The sequence below is a fragment of the Pseudomonas sp. FG36 genome (assembly GCF_057809275.1).
The window spans coordinates 107,217-121,397 of record NZ_JBMDJQ010000018.1 but is presented as its reverse complement, the minus strand read 5'-3'; the positions used below and the strand labels follow the sequence as shown (position 1 = coordinate 121,397).

Sequence of the window (14,181 nt, the reverse complement as noted above, 5' to 3'; positions counted from 1 at the left end):
TCCGATGTCGCTGGAAGTGGGGCGCATTATAAGGGGATCTGAAACCCCGTCAACCTTTTATTTCAGGAATATGAAAAGGACCGCGTCAGGGCTACCAGCTGCTATCCGCATCCCGACCTTGCCAATACACGTCCCGCTGCGCACTATATTGCGCACCCTTGCGCTACAACAACGGAACCCAACATGAACTCCCCCCAACGCAGCCTGGCCACCACGCTGTTCCCCATCGGCCTGCTGCTGATCGCCATGGCTTCCATCCAGTCCGGAGCCTCGCTGGCCAAAAGCATGTTCCCTGTTGTAGGCGCCCAAGGCACCACAGCGCTGCGCCTGATCTTCGCCAGCATCATCATGCTGCTTATATTGAGGCCCTGGCGCGCGCGCCTGGACGCCAGCACCCTGCGCAGCGTGATCATCTACGGCATGGCCCTGGGCGGCATGAACTTCCTCTTCTATATGTCCCTGCGCAGCGTGCCTCTTGGTATCGCTGTGGCGCTCGAATTCACCGGGCCGCTCGCGGTGGCGCTGTGGGCCTCGCGACGAGCGCTGGATTTCCTGTGGATCGCCCTGGCAGTCGCCGGGCTGTTGCTGCTGATCCCCGTAGGCCAGACCGGCGCCAGCCTCGACCCGATCGGCGCCGCCTACGCCCTGGGCGCCGGTGTGTGCTGGGCGCTGTATATCCTCTACGGGCAGAAAGCCGGCGCCGAGAACGGCATCCAGACTGCCGCCCTGGGCGTAGTGATCGCCGCGCTGTTCGTCGCCCCCATCGGTATCGCCCATGCCGGCGCCGCATTGCTCACCCCTGCCCTGCTGCCGGTGGCCCTGGGCGTGGCGATCTTGTCGACAGCGCTACCCTATAGCCTGGAAATGGTCGCCCTGACCCGCATGCCCGCACGCACCTTCGGCACACTGATGAGCATCGAACCGGCCTTTGGCGCATTGTCCGGGCTGCTGTTCCTGGGCGAGCAGCTCACACTCTGGCAGTGGCTGGCCATTCTCGCCATCATCACCGCCTCTGTGGGCGCTACCCTTTCCATGAAACGGGAAGCGGCGCCACCCGTGGCCGCCGATTGATTTGAGAAATATTTTCATTTAGGCACCCAGCAGCCTTGTACCGCCCGGCGTGGCTGATTAAGCTGTCACCAGATCATAATCTTGACGCTATCTACTGAGCGGCACATGGACGCCGGAGATCATCAGGGAAGAGGCAAAGCGCAAACGTCAGGTCCGTTAATGTAGTCGGGCCGTATAAGGACAGGAATGAAACGTATTTTGCTCATCCTGGGCATCCTGGCCATCGCTGGATGTGCCGCGACAGCCAATACCGAGGTGAAACGAGGGAAGAAAGGCCTGCATATCAATTGCTCGGGGCTCTCCTCGTCGTGGGAGAAGTGCTACAGCAAGGCCGCCAGCTCCTGTAGCAGCAAGGGTTACAAGGTCATCGCCCGCTCCGGTGACACCGACGAAGAACCTGGCGATTACGTGTTCGGCATAAATCCTGCCGGCTACACCAGTCGTAGCATGATCGTGATTTGCAAGTAACAGATGCATGAAGGGCAGCCAATGGCTGCCCTTTTCACTTTCAGAGAGGTGCGGTCCGCCGTTCCAGCCACGCCAGCGCTTCACCTTCCAGCAAAGGGGCAAGCCGCTCCCGTACTGTCTGGTGATAGCCATTCAACCAGGCGATATCCTCGCTGCCCAGCGCCTCGACCAACAGGCAGCGCGTGTCGATCGGGCACAGGGTCAAGGTTTCGAACGCCAGGAACTCGCCAAACTCACTGGTGCCGACCTCGCGATTGACCACCAGGTTCTCGATACGCACCCCCCACTGCCCCGGCCGGTAGGTCCCAGGCTCGATCGAGCTGATCATCCCCGGCTGCATGGCTGTCTGCGGCGTGGCGGCCGCCTGGTAGGCGATCACCTGCGGGCCTTCGTGCACATTCATGAAGTAGCCGACACCGTGGCCGGTGCCATGCCCGTAATCGACCTGGTCAGCCCAGATCGGCGCGCGAGCGATGGCATCGAGCAGCGGCGAGAGGATCCCACGCGGGAACCTGGCCCTGGACAGCGCGATCATGCCCTTGAGCACCCGTGAGCAATCTGCCTTCTGTTCGCGGCTGGGCTCGCCGATCGGCACCATTCGGGTGATATCGGTGGTTCCCCCTAGATACTGCCCACCTGAGTCGATCAACAGCAGGCCATTGCCCTCGATCACAGCATGCGATTGCTCGGTGGCGCGGTAGTGCGGCATGGCGCCATTGCCGTTGTAGGCCGCGATGGTGGAAAAACTCAGCGACACGAAACCCGGACGGCGGGCACGGGCCGCGCTGAGCTGATCGTCGATGGTCAGCTCGGTAATGCGTTGCACCCCCAGATTTGTCTCAAGCCAGGCGAAGAACTCGCACAGTGCCGCACCGTCCTGCTCCATGGCCTGACGGATATGGGCGAGATCCCCTTCACCCTTGCGCGACTTGCTCAAGGTCGTCGGGTTGATGCCCTCGACCAGCCGCACCTGCTCATGGAGGTTATCCAGCAACCCACGGGTGACCCGCGCCGGATCCACCAGCAGGCTGGCCGTGGCCGGAATCGCCGACAGCGCGTCGCCGACCGCTACGTAGTCACGAACCTCGATACCATCGGCCGCCAATACCTGGTGCAGGTGCCCATCAACTTTGTCGCGCCCGACGAAGAGGTACGCCTTGTCCTGGCTGAGCAACGCGAAAGAGACGAACACGGGGTTGTAGGAAACGTCGCTGCCACGCAGATTGAACAGCCAGGCGATATCGTCGAGCGTGGCAATAAAATGCCAGTCGGCGCCTTTTTCCTTCAGGGTGCCCCGCAGCTCGGCAAGCTTTTGCGCACGATTGACGGTCGCATGGGGCGGCAGGTGCTGGTAGACCGGATTGCCCGGCAGCGATGGCCGGTCGCTCCAGACCTCGGTCAGCAGATCGAGATCAGTACGCAGCTTTGCGCCCCGCGCCTGCAGACGTTCGCTTAACTGGCGCGCAGCGGCCACTGCCATGACCGCACCATCCACCGCCACGGTACCGTCGACCTCCGTACCCAACCACTCCAACGCGCCTGGCTGCCCGGGCCGCAGCTTCATCAGTTCGATGCCACTGCCGGCCAGCTCCTTGTTCGCCTGCTCCCAATAGCGACTGTCAGCCCAGAGCCCAGCGAAATCCGCCGTGACCACCAGCGTGCCCACCGACCCTTCGAAACCGGACAACCATTGCCGCCCCTGCCAATAGCCAGGCAGGTACTCGGACAGATGCGGGTCGGCCGAGGGCACCAGCAGGGCAGCAACGCCCTCCCGGGCCATGGCCTCGCGCACGCGGGCAAGGCGCGCCGGTACGGATTCGTGAAGCGGGGACTGACTGTTCATGCGCACTCCTGCGGATAGGTGTCGACGGGTCCAGGCCGTCGATAATGAAACAGCTGGCGGGCGCCCGCAATCACCACGACCGTAACAAGGCATGCATTGCCCCAAGTGCCCTGCCGACCGTCGATCCTTCCTCCTGAACTAAACAGCCTGCGCGCCTTCACACCCCTTACACCCCCTGCGAACGCGAGGTTGGCCATGCCCCATTCCCGCGAACCGAAAAGCGCTATCGTACTACTCGATACCCGCGAGCACACACCCGAACACGAGCGGGCGACCCAACTGAGGATCGCCGAGTACCTGGCACGCCTGTTGGGCATCGAGCGCGTCGAGCCAACGCCTATGCCCGACGCCGAAGCATGCTGTTACTACGTGCCGAGCGAAACCCTGGTCGATCCGGGGCGTCAGGCGATGCTCGGCATCCAGGACGAGAACGACCTTTTTGGCGGAGCCGTCAGTCATCCGCACCTCGCTACCAAGGCCATCTCCCACCCAGTGCCTGCCGACGCCAGCTTCCCGCCCGGCTGGACCGATGCGTTTGCCCAGCAAGCCTGCGATGCCCTGCTCCGTGGTTATACGGTGTTTTCCAAAGGCGACGCCCGCCGGGCGGCCGAGCTGCTGCTGCGCGAGGGGCCGGTACGCATCAAGCCGGTGCTGGCCTGCGCCGGTCGGGGCCAGCAGGTCATCACCGACGCCCAGGCCCTGGAACCGTTGCTGGAGGGCATGGACGAACAGACGTTGGCACTGTGGGGCCTGGTCCTGGAAGAAGACCTCGACGACGTCGAGACCTTCAGCGTCGGCCAGGTCCGCGTGGCAGGGCTGATCCTCAGCTACCACGGCATCCAGCACCTGACCCGTGATCACGCTGGCACCGAGGTGTACGGTGGCTCCGATCTGGTGCTCGTGCGTGGCGACTACCAGAAATTGCTGCAATTGCCGCTTGCGGATCACCTGCGCCTGGCCATCACCCAGGCCATGGCCTACGAACAGGCCGCCGAACGTTACTTCCCCGGATTTATCGCCTCGCGCCGTAACTATGACATCGCCCGCGGTCGTGACAGCCACGGCCATCTGCGCAGTGGCGTGCTCGAACAATCCTGGCGCCTGGGTGGCGCCAGTCCGGCCGAGGTCCTGGCACTGACGGCCTTCGCCGAGGATCCGGCGCTGCAGCGGCTATGCGCATCGACCCACGAGGTGTTCGGCCGGGCGCGACTGCCCGCCGACGCCACACTGTTCTATCAGGGGCACGACAGTGAACTCGGACAACTCAGCAAATATGCACGGATACGCGACCATGACCATCGAGAGTGAAACCGTGGAACTGCACGTCGAAGGGGAAAGCATCGCCGGCACCCTGGTCAGCCCCGGCAGCCGCATGCCAGGGATTCTTTTCGTCCATGGCTGGGGCGGCAGCCAGCAGCGCGACCTGGCCCGCGCCCGGCAGATCACCGGGTTGGGCTGCGTGTGCATGACCTTCGACCTGCGCGGTCACGAAAAGACCGAGAGCCAGCGCCTGACCGTCACCCGCGAACAGAACCTGGCCGACCTGCTCGCCGCCTACGACCGGCTGGCGAGCCACCCTTCCGTCGATCCTGGCGCAATCGCCGTGATCGGCAGCAGCTACGGCGGTTACCTGGCCACCCTGCTCACCCCGCACCGCCCCGTGAAGTGGCTGGCGTTGAGGGTACCGGCCCTGTACTGGGACGATGAATGGGACGCGCCCAAGCAGGCCCTGGATCGCCAGCGCCTGAACGCCTACCGCCTGCGCCCCCTCGGCCCGACCGACAACCGCGCCCTCGCGGCCTGCGCCGAGTTTGCCGGCGATGTGCTGCTGGTGGAGTCCGAACAGGATGACTACGTCCCCCACAGCACGCTGATGAGCTACCGCTCGGCGTTCGTCAGCGCCCATTCGATGACCCATCGCCTGGTCGACGGCGCCGACCATGCCCTGTCCAGCGAGGAAAGCCAGAAGGCCTACAGCGCGATGCTCACGGCCTGGATCAGCGAGATGGTCATCGGCGCGCGCCTGGACCGCTACCCTCACTACGCGCCCTGGTACGCCTGAGTACTGCCCAGCTGGCAGTGCAGGCCACCATCGGTGCCGCGCACCAGGCTGCGCAAGGTCTGGTAGGCAGCGAAGTTCACCCCGCGCGCCTGGTGTTCGCCCAGCAGGTCGAGAAACGGTTCCTCGATGAAGCTTCCCGCGGCCGCAGCCCAGGCCTGGCGTGATTGCCAGCGCAGGAGCTGAAGCACCCGGCGACCGTCGTCACTGACCTGGATGCTGACGCTCAGCAAGCCGTCGCAGCGTTGCGCCAGGTGTTCGCTGCGCACCACCAGCGCCTCGGCCAGGGCATCCTGGCGCAGAGGTGGCACGTCGTACTCGATCATCTGGGTGAACCACAGGGAATGGGTGTTGGCCGCCATGTTGCTTCTCCTCGTTTGGGCTCTTGCAGCAGATGGTCGTGGAGGGTAAAACCTCTAGCTAACTCAAGGTCAAGGATTTTATTGCCGATGAAGCCCCCTTCCTCCCAGGAACGCCTGCTCAGCGTCGGCCAGCTGGCCGCCCGTAGCGGCGTGGCCGTGACCGCCCTGCACTTCTACGAGACCAAGGGCCTGATCCACAGCACCCGCAACGCCGGCAACCAGCGGCGTTACCCGCGGGCCGTGCTACGCCGGGTGGCGGTAATCAAGATGGCCCAGCGCCTGGGCATTCCCCTGGCCGATATCGCCGGCGCCCTGGATACCCTGCCCTGTGACCACACGCCTACCGCCGACGACTGGCAGCGCCTCTCGGCGCGCTGGCGCGACGACCTGAGCCGGCGTATCGACGAGTTGGTGATGTTGCGCGACCAGCTCGATGGCTGCATCGGCTGTGGCTGCATGTCGCTGAAAGAGTGCCCGCTGCGCAACCACCACGATCGGCTGGCCGATGAAGGGCCAGGCCCTCACCCGCCCAGCCAGGATTGAGGATCAGATCACCACATTGCGTACGAAACGCACCGCTTCCTCGCCATCATTGCGATAGGCGTAGCGGCAATCGCTGGGGAAGACGAAGAACTCGCCCTTGCCCAACTGCCGCTCGCCGCCTTCGATGACCAGCGTCAGGCGGCCTTCGGTCACATAGATCTGCTCGCTCCAGCCGGCGGCATCCGCCTCGCTGGCGTAGCACTCGCCAGGGGCGAGGGTCCATTCCCACAGCTCGACCTCGCGCCGGGCGGGGCTGCTGCCCAGCAGCACGGCCCGGCTGGCAGGGTGCACGCCGGCCCAGGCCAGCTCGTCGATACGGCTGGGGTCGCGGCGATCGGGCGCCTGGATCAGGGTGCTGAACGCTACCCCGAGCGCTTCGGCGATCAGGTCCAGAGTGGTGAGGCTGACATTCTTCTCGCCGGCCTCGATGGCCACCAGCATGCGCCGGCTGACCCCGGAGCGTTCGGCCAGGGCGGCCTGGCTCAGGCCGGCGTCACCGCGCAGGCGGCGAACATTCTGGCTGACATGCTGCAGCACCGAAGCCCGGTGCTCGGAATCTTTGTGCACTATATTGCTCACTGGTAGGGGGTGCGCAGTATACTGCCCACTTTGCGGCGAATTGTGCGCCGCCCCTTCCGAGTGCGCAAGACCATGAACCAGGCCTCCCCCAGCAAGCCCGCCGTCACCTTCCGCCTGAGCAAGGCCGAACTGGTGCTGGTGTTCATCACCATGCTCTGGGGCGGCACCTTCCTTATCGTGCACAACGTCATGACCGTCAGTGGCCCGATGTTCTTCGTCGGCCTGCGCTTCGCTGCCGCCGCGCTGTTCGTCGGCCTGGTGTCGGCCCGCTCGCTGGCAGGACTGACCGCCACCGAACTCAAGGCAGGGGTGCTGATCGGCGTGTCGATCATGCTCGGCTACGGCTTGCAGACCATGGGCCTGCAGACCATCAGCAGCAGCCAGTCGGCATTCATCACCGCGCTCTATGTGCCCTTCGTGCCCTTGCTGCAATGGCTGGTGCTGGGCCGCCGCCCGGGCCTGATGCCGAGCCTGGGCATCGGCCTGGCCTTCGCCGGGCTGATGCTGCTGGCCGGCCCCGAGGGCGGCGCGCTGCACTTCAGCGAAGGCGAGCTGGTGACGCTGGTCAGCGCCGTGGCAATCGCCGGCGAGATCATCCTGATCAGCCGCTACGCGGGCAAGGTGGATGTGCGTCGGGTCACCGTGGTGCAGTTGGCCACCGCCTCGGCGCTGTCGTTCCTGATGATCGTGCCGACCCAGGAGCAGCTCCCCGACTTCTCCTGGCTGCTGCTGGCCAGCGCGGTGGGCCTGGGCGCCATGAGTGCGGTGATCCAGGTGGCGATGAACTGGGCGCAGAAGTCGGTCTCGCCGACCCGCGCCACGCTGATCTATGCCGGCGAGCCGGTGTGGGCAGGTATTGTCGGGCGGATTGCCGGCGAGCGTTTGCCTGGCGTGGCGCTGATCGGCGGGGTGCTGATCGTGCTGGCGGTGGTGGTGAGCGAGCTGAAGATTCGTCGCCAGGATGAGGCAGAGGCGTTGCCGGACGATGACGCGCGTCAGCGCGAGACGGGGTTGTAGTGCTCCTGCACATCCTCGGGGCTGCAAAGCAGCCCCACGGCTACGCGCTCACCCGCTATGCTTTGTAAAAAACTGTTATAAAAAAACAGCTTGTCACAGCACATTTGTACGATCCTGCAACTGCTTGCGTGTTGGTGATCATCCCCCCGGCACGTATGATCCTTGGCAAACTTCTCAGAACAGAACGCTATGTCATTGATTGTGCTATTGCTTCTGCCCTTCGTGGGCAGTTGCCTGGCGGCTGTCCTGCCGCACAACGCACGCAACGCCGAGTCCATTCTCGCCGGGCTCGTGGCCCTGGTCGGCACCGTCCAGGTGGCGTTGCTGTACCCTCAGGTGGCTGATGGCGGGGTGATTCGCGAGGAATTCCTGTGGCTGCCCAGCCTGGGCCTGAACCTGGTCCTGCGCATGGACGGATTCGCCTGGCTGTTCAGCCTGCTGGTGCTGGGTATCGGCAGCCTGGTGGCGTTGTATGCGCGCTACTACATGTCGCCGCAGGACCCGGTGCCACGCTTCTTCGCCTTCTTCCTGGCGTTCATGGGCGCCATGCTCGGCCTGGTGATCTCCGGCAACCTGCTCCAGCTGGTGTTCTTCTGGGAGTTGACCAGCCTGTTCTCGTTCCTGCTGATCGGCTACTGGCACCACCGCGCCGACGCCCGCCGCGGCGCCTACATGGCGTTGATGGTGACGGGGGCCGGCGGCTTGTGCCTGCTGGTCGGGGCCCTGCTGCTCGGCCATGTGGTCGGCAGCTATGACCTGGACAAGGTCCTGGCTGCCGGCGACATCATCCGCCAGCATGCGCTGTACCCGGTGCTGCTGCCCCTCATCCTGATCGGCGCCCTGACCAAGAGCGCGCAATTCCCCTTCCAGTTCTGGCTGCCCCATGCCATGGCGGCGCCCACCCCCGTATCGGCTTATCTGCACTCGGCGACCATGGTCAAGGCCGGGGTGTTCCTGCTCGCCCGGCTATGGCCCGTATTATCGGGCAGTGAAGAGTGGTTCTGGATCGTCGGCGGCGCCGGTGCCGCCACCCTGTTGCTCGGCGCCTTCGCCGCGATGTTCCAGAACGACCTCAAGGGCCTGCTGGCCTACTCGACCATCAGCCACCTGGGCCTGATCACCCTGCTGCTGGGTCTGAACAGCCCCCTGGCAGCGGTCGCCGCGGTGTTCCACATCCTCAACCACGCCACCTTCAAGGCTTCGCTGTTCATGGCCGCGGGGATCATCGACCACGAGAGTGGCACCCGCGACATCCGCCGCCTCAGCGGTCTGTTCCGCCTGGTGCCGTTCACCGCCACCCTGGCCATGGTCGCCAGCGCCTCGATGGCCGGGGTGCCGCTGATGAACGGTTTCCTGTCCAAGGAGATGTTCTTCGCCGAGACCGTGTTCATCACCTCCACCGCCTGGGTCGAGGCCGCCTTGCCGGTGATCGCCACCCTCGCCGGGACCTTCAGCGTGGCCTATGCGCTGCGCTTCACCGTCGACGTGTTCTTCGGGCCCACGGCCGAGGACCTGCCGCATACGCCCCACGAGCCACCCCGCTGGATGCGCGCGCCGGTCGAACTGCTGGTGCTCACCTGCCTGGTGGTCGGCATCTTCCCGGCACAATCGGTCGGCCCGCTGCTGGCCGCCGCCGCCCTGCCGGTGGTAGGCGGCACTCTGCCGGAGTACAGCCTGGCCATCTGGCACGGCTGGAATGCGCCATTGATCATGAGCCTGATCGCCATGAGCGGCGGCATCGTTCTCTACCTGCTGCTGCGCAAGCAGCTGCAGCGCGGTCGCTTCCCCCACCCGCCACTGATCGAGCGCTTCAATGGCAAGCGCCTGTTCGAGCATGGTCTGGTCCGCTTGATGCTGCTGGCGCGGCATCTCGAGCGCCTGTTGACTACCCGCCGCCTGCAGACGCAGTTGTTCATGCTGGTGCTGGCAGCCTTCATCGCCGGCCTGACGCCACTGCTGTACAGCGGCCTGAGCTGGGGCGAGCGGCCGAAAATTCCCGGCTCCGGGGTCTTCGTCGCGCTGTGGCTGATCGCCATCGCCTGCGCCATCGGCGCCGCCTACCAGGCCAAGTACCACCGTCTCGCGGCACTGATCATGGTCGGCGTCTGCGGCTTGATGACCTGCATCACCTTCGTCTGGTTCTCCGCGCCCGACCTGGCCCTGACCCAACTGGCGGTCGAAGTGGTGACCACCGTGCTGATCCTTCTCGGACTGCGCTGGCTGCCACGGCGTATCGAAGGCGTCTCGCCGCTGCCCGGCAGTCAGGACCGCGCCCGCCTGCGTCGCTTGCGCGACCTGCTGCTGGCGGTGCTGGTCGGCGGCGGCATGGCCCTGCTGTCCTACGCCATGCTTACCCGCCCCACGCCCAACGACATTTCCTCGTTCTTCCTCAGCCGCGCCCTGCCGGAGGGCGGGGGCACCAACGTGGTCAATGTGATGCTGGTGGACTTCCGTGGCTTCGACACCCTCGGTGAGGTCACCGTGTTGGTGGCCGTGGCGCTGACCGTGTTCGCCCTGCTGCGCCGTTTCCGCCCGCCCAAGGAGAGCATGCAGCTGCCGGCACAGCAGCGCCAGCTGGCACCGGACGTGGTCACCGACCTGGTCAACCCGCGCCATGCCACCGACACCGCGCTGGGCTTCATGATGGTGCCGGCCGCCCTGGTGCGCCTGCTGCTGCCGATCGCCCTGCTGGTGTCGATGTACCTGTTCATGCGCGGCCACAACCAGCCCGGCGGCGGTTTCGTCGCGGGCCTGGTGATGTCGGTGGCGTTCATCCTGCAGTACATGGTCGCCGGCACCCAGTGGGTCGAGGCGCAGATGAGCCTGCGCCCACTGCGCTGGATGGGCACCGGCCTGCTCTGCGCCACCCTTACCGGTGCCGGTGCGATGCTGCTCGGCTACCCGTTCCTCACCACCCACACCGCCCACCTGCACCTGCCGCTGCTGGGTGACGTGCATGTGGCCAGCGCGCTGTTCTTCGACATCGGCGTGTACACCGTGGTGGTCGGCTCGACCCTGCTGATCCTCACTGCGCTGGCCCACCAGTCGGTGCGTGCCTACCGCCCCGCCAAGTCCAGCCAAGCAGGAGCCGCCTGATGGAAGAAGTCATTGCAGTCGCCATCGGCGTGCTCGCCGCCTCGGGGGTCTGGCTGATCCTGCGCCCGCGTACCTACCAGGTGATCATGGGCCTGTGCCTGCTGTCCTACGGCGTCAATCTGTTCATCTTCAGCATGGGCAGCCTGTTCATCGGCAAGGAGCCGATCATCAAGGACGGCGTGCCCCACGATTTGCTGCACTACACCGACCCGCTGCCCCAGGCGCTGGTGCTGACCGCCATTGTCATCAGCTTCGCCATGACCGCGTTGTTCCTGGTGGTGCTGCTGGCGTCGCGCGGCCTGACCGGCACCGACCATGTCGATGGCCGGGAGCGTGACGAATGAGCGGGATGAACCAACTGATCATTGCGCCGATCCTGCTGCCGCTGCTCACCGCGGCACTGATGCTGCTGATCGGCGAGAAGCACCGCTGGCTGAAGGCGCGCCTGAACCTGCTGTCCACCGCCATCGGCCTGGGCATCGCCGTGACCCTGCTGATGTGGGTGCGCACCCAGGGCCAGGCGGAGTCCATCGGCGTCTACCTGCCAGGCAACTGGCCGGCGCCGTTCGGCATTGCCCTGGTGGTCGACCACCTGTCGGCGCTGCTGCTGACGCTGACCGGCATCATCGGCTTGAGTGCCCTGCTGTTTGCCCGGGCCCGCTGGGACGGTGCCGGAGCCAGCTTCCACGCGCTGTTCCAGATCCAGCTGATGGGCCTGTACGGCGCCTTCCTCACGGCCGACCTGTTCAACCTGTTCGTGTTCTTCGAGGTGCTGCTGGCGGCCTCCTACGGCCTGCTGCTGCATGGTTCGGGGCGGGCACGGGTCAAGGCCGGGCTGCACTACATCGCCATCAACCTGTTCGCCTCGTCGCTGTTCCTGGTGGGCGCGGCCATGCTCTACGGCGTGACCGGCACCCTGAACATGGCCGACCTGGCACTGAAAGTGCCGCTGGTACCAGAAGCCGATCGTGGCCTGCTGCATGCCGGCGCGGCGATCCTGGCGGTCGCCTTCCTGGCCAAGGCTGGGGTCTGGCCGCTCAACTTCTGGCTGGTACCGGCCTATTCGTCGGCCAGCGCGCCGGTGGCCGCGCTGTTCGCGATCATGACCAAGGTCGGGCTGTACGCCATCCTGCGCCTGTGGACGCTGCTGTTTTCCGGTCAGGCCGGCGCCTCGGCGTTCTTTGGCGGGGAATGGCTGGTCTATGGTGGCCTGGCGACCCTGGCCGTGGCGGCCATGTCGATCCTCGCGGCGCAGCGTCTGGAGCGCCTGGCGGCCCTCAGCATCCTGGTATCCGCCGGCACGCTGCTGGCCGCCGTCGGTTTCGGCCAGCCGATCCTCACCGGCGCCGCGCTGTTCTACCTGGCCAGTTCCACCTTGGCCCTGTGCGCGCTGTTCCTGCTGGCCGAGCTGGTGGAGCGTTCGCGCTCGGCCAACGAGGCGCCGCTGGAAGATGAAGAAGGCGCAATGCCTTCGCCGCTGGAGTCGCTGCACCCACCCAAAGGCATCAACCTGGACGACGAGCAGCAGGTGGTGATCGGCCAGATCATTCCCTGGACCATGGCCTTCCTCGGCCTGAGTTTCATCGCCTGCGCCCTGCTGATCATCGGCATGCCTCCCCTGTCGGGCTTCATCGGCAAGCTCAACCTGATCAGCGCGTTGTTCAACCCGCAAGGCATGGGCGTCAGCCCAGAGCAGCCGCTGGGCGTCGCGGGCTGGACCCTGGTCACCCTGTTGGTGCTGTCCGGCATGGCCTCGCTGATCGCCTTCGGCCGGGTGGGCATCCAGCGTTTCTGGAAGCCCGAGGAGCGCCCCTCGCCGGTGCTGCGTCGCTATGAATGCGTGCCTATCGTCATTCTCCTGGGCCTATGCATCTTCCTCAGCCTCAAGGCTGAGCCGCTGCTGCGCTATACCCAGGACACCGCCGCGAGCCTGAGCACGCCTGAGGCCTACGTCAAGGCGGTGATGGCCACCCGGCCACTGCCCGGCCCGACCACCCTCGGCGCGGAGGCGCAGCCATGAGCCGACTGTTCCCTGCGCCGCTGCTGTCCGTCGCACTGTTCGTACTGTGGCTGCTGCTCAACCTCTCGGTCAGCCCGGGCAACCTGCTGCTGGGTGCCGCGCTGGGCATCCTCGCGCCAATCCTGATGGCCCCGCTGCGCCCGCAGCACGCCCACGTGCGCCGCCCCTGGGCAATCGCCAAGCTGATTGGCCGAGTAGGCCTCGACGTGATCCATTCCAATCTGCTGGTGGCTCGTGGCGTCCTGCGCGCGGGCAGTACTCCACCGCGCTCGGCGTTCGTGCACATCCCGCTGGATCTGCGCGATGCCCATGGCCTGGCAGCATTGTCGATGATCACTACGGTGGTGCCCGGCACCGTCTGGTCTGAACTGGCGCTGGATCGCAGCGTACTGCTGCTGCACGTGTTCGACCTTGAAGACGAAACGGCCTTCATCGAGCACTTCAAGCACACCTATGAACGCCCGCTGATGGAGATCTTCGAATGAGCGGCCTGCTCGCCTATGCCGTCCTCACCAGCCTGTTCATCTTCGCCATCGCCATGGGCCTGGCACTGATCCGGGTGTTCCGCGGCCCATCCGCCCAGGACCGGGTGCTGGCACTGGACTACCTGTACATCCTGGGCATGCTGATGATGCTGGTACTGGGTATTCGTTACGCCAGTGACACCTACTTCGAGGGCGCGCTGCTGATCGCCCTGTTCGGCTTCGTCGGCTCGTTCGCCCTGGCCAAATTCCTGCTGCGTGGCGAGGTGATTGAATGAACGAAGCTATCGAACTGCCGTTCTGGCTGGAACTGCTGGTATCCACGCTGCTGCTGCTGGGCAGCCTGTTTGCCCTGATTGGCGCCATTGGGCTGGTTCGTCTGAAAGACTTCTTCCAGCGCATGCACCCGCCCGCCCTGGCTTCGACCATCGGCGCGTGGTGCGTGGCGGCGGCCTCGATCCTGTACTTCTCGGTGCTCAAGCAGAGCCCGGTGCTGCATGCGTGGCTGATCCCGATCCTGCTGTCGATCACCGTGCCGGTGACCACGCTGCTGCTGGCCAGGGCCGCGCTGTTTCGCAAACGCACCTCGGGTGAAAACGTACCTGAGGAAGTCAGCAGCGGGCGCGACCGCGGCAACTGAG

General features: G+C 65.4%; 15 protein-coding genes. 12 read left to right on the top strand and 3 right to left on the bottom strand.

The window, feature by feature from the left end:
• The first annotated feature begins 183 nt into the window (after positions 1–183).
• Positions 184–1,071, top strand: coding sequence for a threonine/homoserine exporter RhtA (gene rhtA, locus ACODS9_RS15945; protein WP_046854854.1), 888 nt, complete (start codon positions 184–186; stop codon positions 1,069–1,071).
• 186 nt (positions 1,072–1,257) lie between these two features.
• Positions 1,258–1,539 (top strand): hypothetical protein, encoded by a 282-nt coding sequence (locus tag ACODS9_RS15940; RefSeq protein WP_046854853.1) that lies wholly within the window; start codon positions 1,258–1,260, stop codon positions 1,537–1,539.
• Positions 1,540–1,579: 40 nt separating this feature from the next.
• On the opposite strand, the gene ACODS9_RS15935 is transcribed toward ACODS9_RS15940, so the two are convergent.
• On the bottom strand, positions 1,580–3,382 hold the full coding sequence (locus ACODS9_RS15935) for an aminopeptidase P family protein (protein WP_489094264.1): 1,803 nt from the start codon (positions 3,380–3,382) through the stop codon (positions 1,580–1,582).
• Between the two features lie 195 nt (positions 3,383–3,577).
• On the opposite strand from ACODS9_RS15935, the gene ACODS9_RS15930 reads away from it, so the two are divergent.
• Together ACODS9_RS15930 and ACODS9_RS15925 are read left to right on the top strand one after the other, a co-directional pair.
• Positions 3,578–4,690, top strand: a complete 1,113-nt coding sequence (locus ACODS9_RS15930; protein ID WP_489094263.1) for a DUF3182 family protein — start codon at positions 3,578–3,580, stop codon at positions 4,688–4,690.
• Complete coding sequence (locus ACODS9_RS15925) at positions 4,674–5,444, top strand: alpha/beta hydrolase family protein (RefSeq protein ID WP_401111245.1); 771 nt, start codon at positions 4,674–4,676, stop codon at positions 5,442–5,444. The genes ACODS9_RS15930 and ACODS9_RS15925 overlap by 17 nt, the downstream gene beginning before the upstream one ends.
• On the opposite strand, the gene ACODS9_RS15920 is transcribed toward ACODS9_RS15925, so the two are convergent.
• Positions 5,423–5,803, bottom strand: a complete 381-nt coding sequence (locus ACODS9_RS15920; protein ID WP_023631465.1) for an antibiotic biosynthesis monooxygenase — start codon at positions 5,801–5,803, stop codon at positions 5,423–5,425. The two genes, ACODS9_RS15925 and ACODS9_RS15920, sit on opposite strands and share 22 nt — an antisense overlap.
• A gap of 87 nt (positions 5,804–5,890) precedes the next feature.
• Here ACODS9_RS15920 and soxR point away from each other — a divergent pair, with 87 nt between their 5' ends.
• Positions 5,891–6,346, top strand: a complete 456-nt coding sequence (gene soxR, locus ACODS9_RS15915) for a redox-sensitive transcriptional activator SoxR (protein WP_046854849.1) — start codon at positions 5,891–5,893, stop codon at positions 6,344–6,346.
• A 3-nt stretch (positions 6,347–6,349) separates the two neighbouring features.
• Here the strand turns inward: soxR and ACODS9_RS15910 are convergent, their stop codons facing one another.
• Positions 6,350–6,913, bottom strand: coding sequence for a helix-turn-helix domain-containing protein (locus ACODS9_RS15910; protein ID WP_102683670.1), 564 nt, complete (start codon positions 6,911–6,913; stop codon positions 6,350–6,352).
• An 84-nt stretch (positions 6,914–6,997) separates the two neighbouring features.
• Here ACODS9_RS15910 and ACODS9_RS15905 point away from each other — a divergent pair, with 84 nt between their 5' ends.
• The 7 genes from ACODS9_RS15905 (at position 6,998) to ACODS9_RS15875 (ending at position 14,180) form a co-directional block, all read left to right on the top strand.
• Positions 6,998–7,942: a DMT family transporter gene (locus ACODS9_RS15905; RefSeq protein ID WP_401111241.1), complete on the top strand. Its 945-nt coding sequence runs from the start codon at positions 6,998–7,000 to the stop codon at positions 7,940–7,942.
• A gap of 189 nt (positions 7,943–8,131) precedes the next feature.
• Entirely contained in the window at positions 8,132–11,038 is a 2,907-nt protein-coding gene (locus tag ACODS9_RS15900; protein WP_110703560.1) for a monovalent cation/H+ antiporter subunit A, read from the top strand.
• Complete coding sequence (locus ACODS9_RS15895; protein ID WP_023632557.1) at positions 11,038–11,382, top strand: Na+/H+ antiporter subunit C; 345 nt, start codon at positions 11,038–11,040, stop codon at positions 11,380–11,382. Before ACODS9_RS15900 ends, ACODS9_RS15895 begins: the two co-directional genes overlap by 1 nt.
• Positions 11,379–13,058: a monovalent cation/H+ antiporter subunit D gene (locus ACODS9_RS15890; RefSeq protein ID WP_489094262.1), complete on the top strand. Its 1,680-nt coding sequence runs from the start codon at positions 11,379–11,381 to the stop codon at positions 13,056–13,058. Before ACODS9_RS15895 ends, ACODS9_RS15890 begins: the two co-directional genes overlap by 4 nt.
• A complete protein-coding gene (locus tag ACODS9_RS15885; protein WP_401111234.1) occupies positions 13,055–13,543 on the top strand; it encodes a Na+/H+ antiporter subunit E in 489 nt (162 codons plus the stop codon). Before ACODS9_RS15890 ends, ACODS9_RS15885 begins: the two co-directional genes overlap by 4 nt.
• Complete coding sequence (locus tag ACODS9_RS15880) at positions 13,540–13,818, top strand: K+/H+ antiporter subunit F (protein ID WP_046854843.1); 279 nt, start codon at positions 13,540–13,542, stop codon at positions 13,816–13,818. Before ACODS9_RS15885 ends, ACODS9_RS15880 begins: the two co-directional genes overlap by 4 nt.
• Entirely contained in the window at positions 13,815–14,180 is a 366-nt protein-coding gene (locus ACODS9_RS15875; protein ID WP_046854842.1) for a Na+/H+ antiporter subunit G, read from the top strand. Before ACODS9_RS15880 ends, ACODS9_RS15875 begins: the two co-directional genes overlap by 4 nt.
• The last annotated feature ends 1 nt before the right edge of the window (position 14,181 follow it).

Excerpts from the sequence above, each read along its gene's own strand:
- rhtA (WP_046854854.1), top strand. The coding sequence starts at position 184 with ATGAACTCCCCCCAACGCAGCCTGGCCACCACGCTGTTCCCCATCGGC.
- ACODS9_RS15940 (WP_046854853.1), top strand. The coding sequence starts at position 1,258 with ATGAAACGTATTTTGCTCATCCTGGGCATCCTGGCCATCGCTGGATGT.
- ACODS9_RS15935 (WP_489094264.1), bottom strand. The coding sequence starts at position 3,382 with ATGAACAGTCAGTCCCCGCTTCACGAATCCGTACCGGCGCGCCTTGCC.
- ACODS9_RS15930 (WP_489094263.1), top strand. The coding sequence starts at position 3,578 with ATGCCCCATTCCCGCGAACCGAAAAGCGCTATCGTACTACTCGATACC.
- ACODS9_RS15925 (WP_401111245.1), top strand. The coding sequence starts at position 4,674 with ATGACCATCGAGAGTGAAACCGTGGAACTGCACGTCGAAGGGGAAAGC.
- ACODS9_RS15920 (WP_023631465.1), bottom strand. The coding sequence starts at position 5,803 with ATGGCGGCCAACACCCATTCCCTGTGGTTCACCCAGATGATCGAGTAC.
- soxR (WP_046854849.1), top strand. The coding sequence starts at position 5,891 with ATGAAGCCCCCTTCCTCCCAGGAACGCCTGCTCAGCGTCGGCCAGCTG.
- ACODS9_RS15905 (WP_401111241.1), top strand. The coding sequence starts at position 6,998 with ATGAACCAGGCCTCCCCCAGCAAGCCCGCCGTCACCTTCCGCCTGAGC.
- ACODS9_RS15900 (WP_110703560.1), top strand. The coding sequence starts at position 8,132 with ATGTCATTGATTGTGCTATTGCTTCTGCCCTTCGTGGGCAGTTGCCTG.
- ACODS9_RS15895 (WP_023632557.1), top strand. The coding sequence starts at position 11,038 with ATGGAAGAAGTCATTGCAGTCGCCATCGGCGTGCTCGCCGCCTCGGGG.
- ACODS9_RS15890 (WP_489094262.1), top strand. The coding sequence starts at position 11,379 with ATGAGCGGGATGAACCAACTGATCATTGCGCCGATCCTGCTGCCGCTG.
- ACODS9_RS15885 (WP_401111234.1), top strand. The coding sequence starts at position 13,055 with ATGAGCCGACTGTTCCCTGCGCCGCTGCTGTCCGTCGCACTGTTCGTA.
- ACODS9_RS15880 (WP_046854843.1), top strand. The coding sequence starts at position 13,540 with ATGAGCGGCCTGCTCGCCTATGCCGTCCTCACCAGCCTGTTCATCTTC.
- ACODS9_RS15875 (WP_046854842.1), top strand. The coding sequence starts at position 13,815 with ATGAACGAAGCTATCGAACTGCCGTTCTGGCTGGAACTGCTGGTATCC.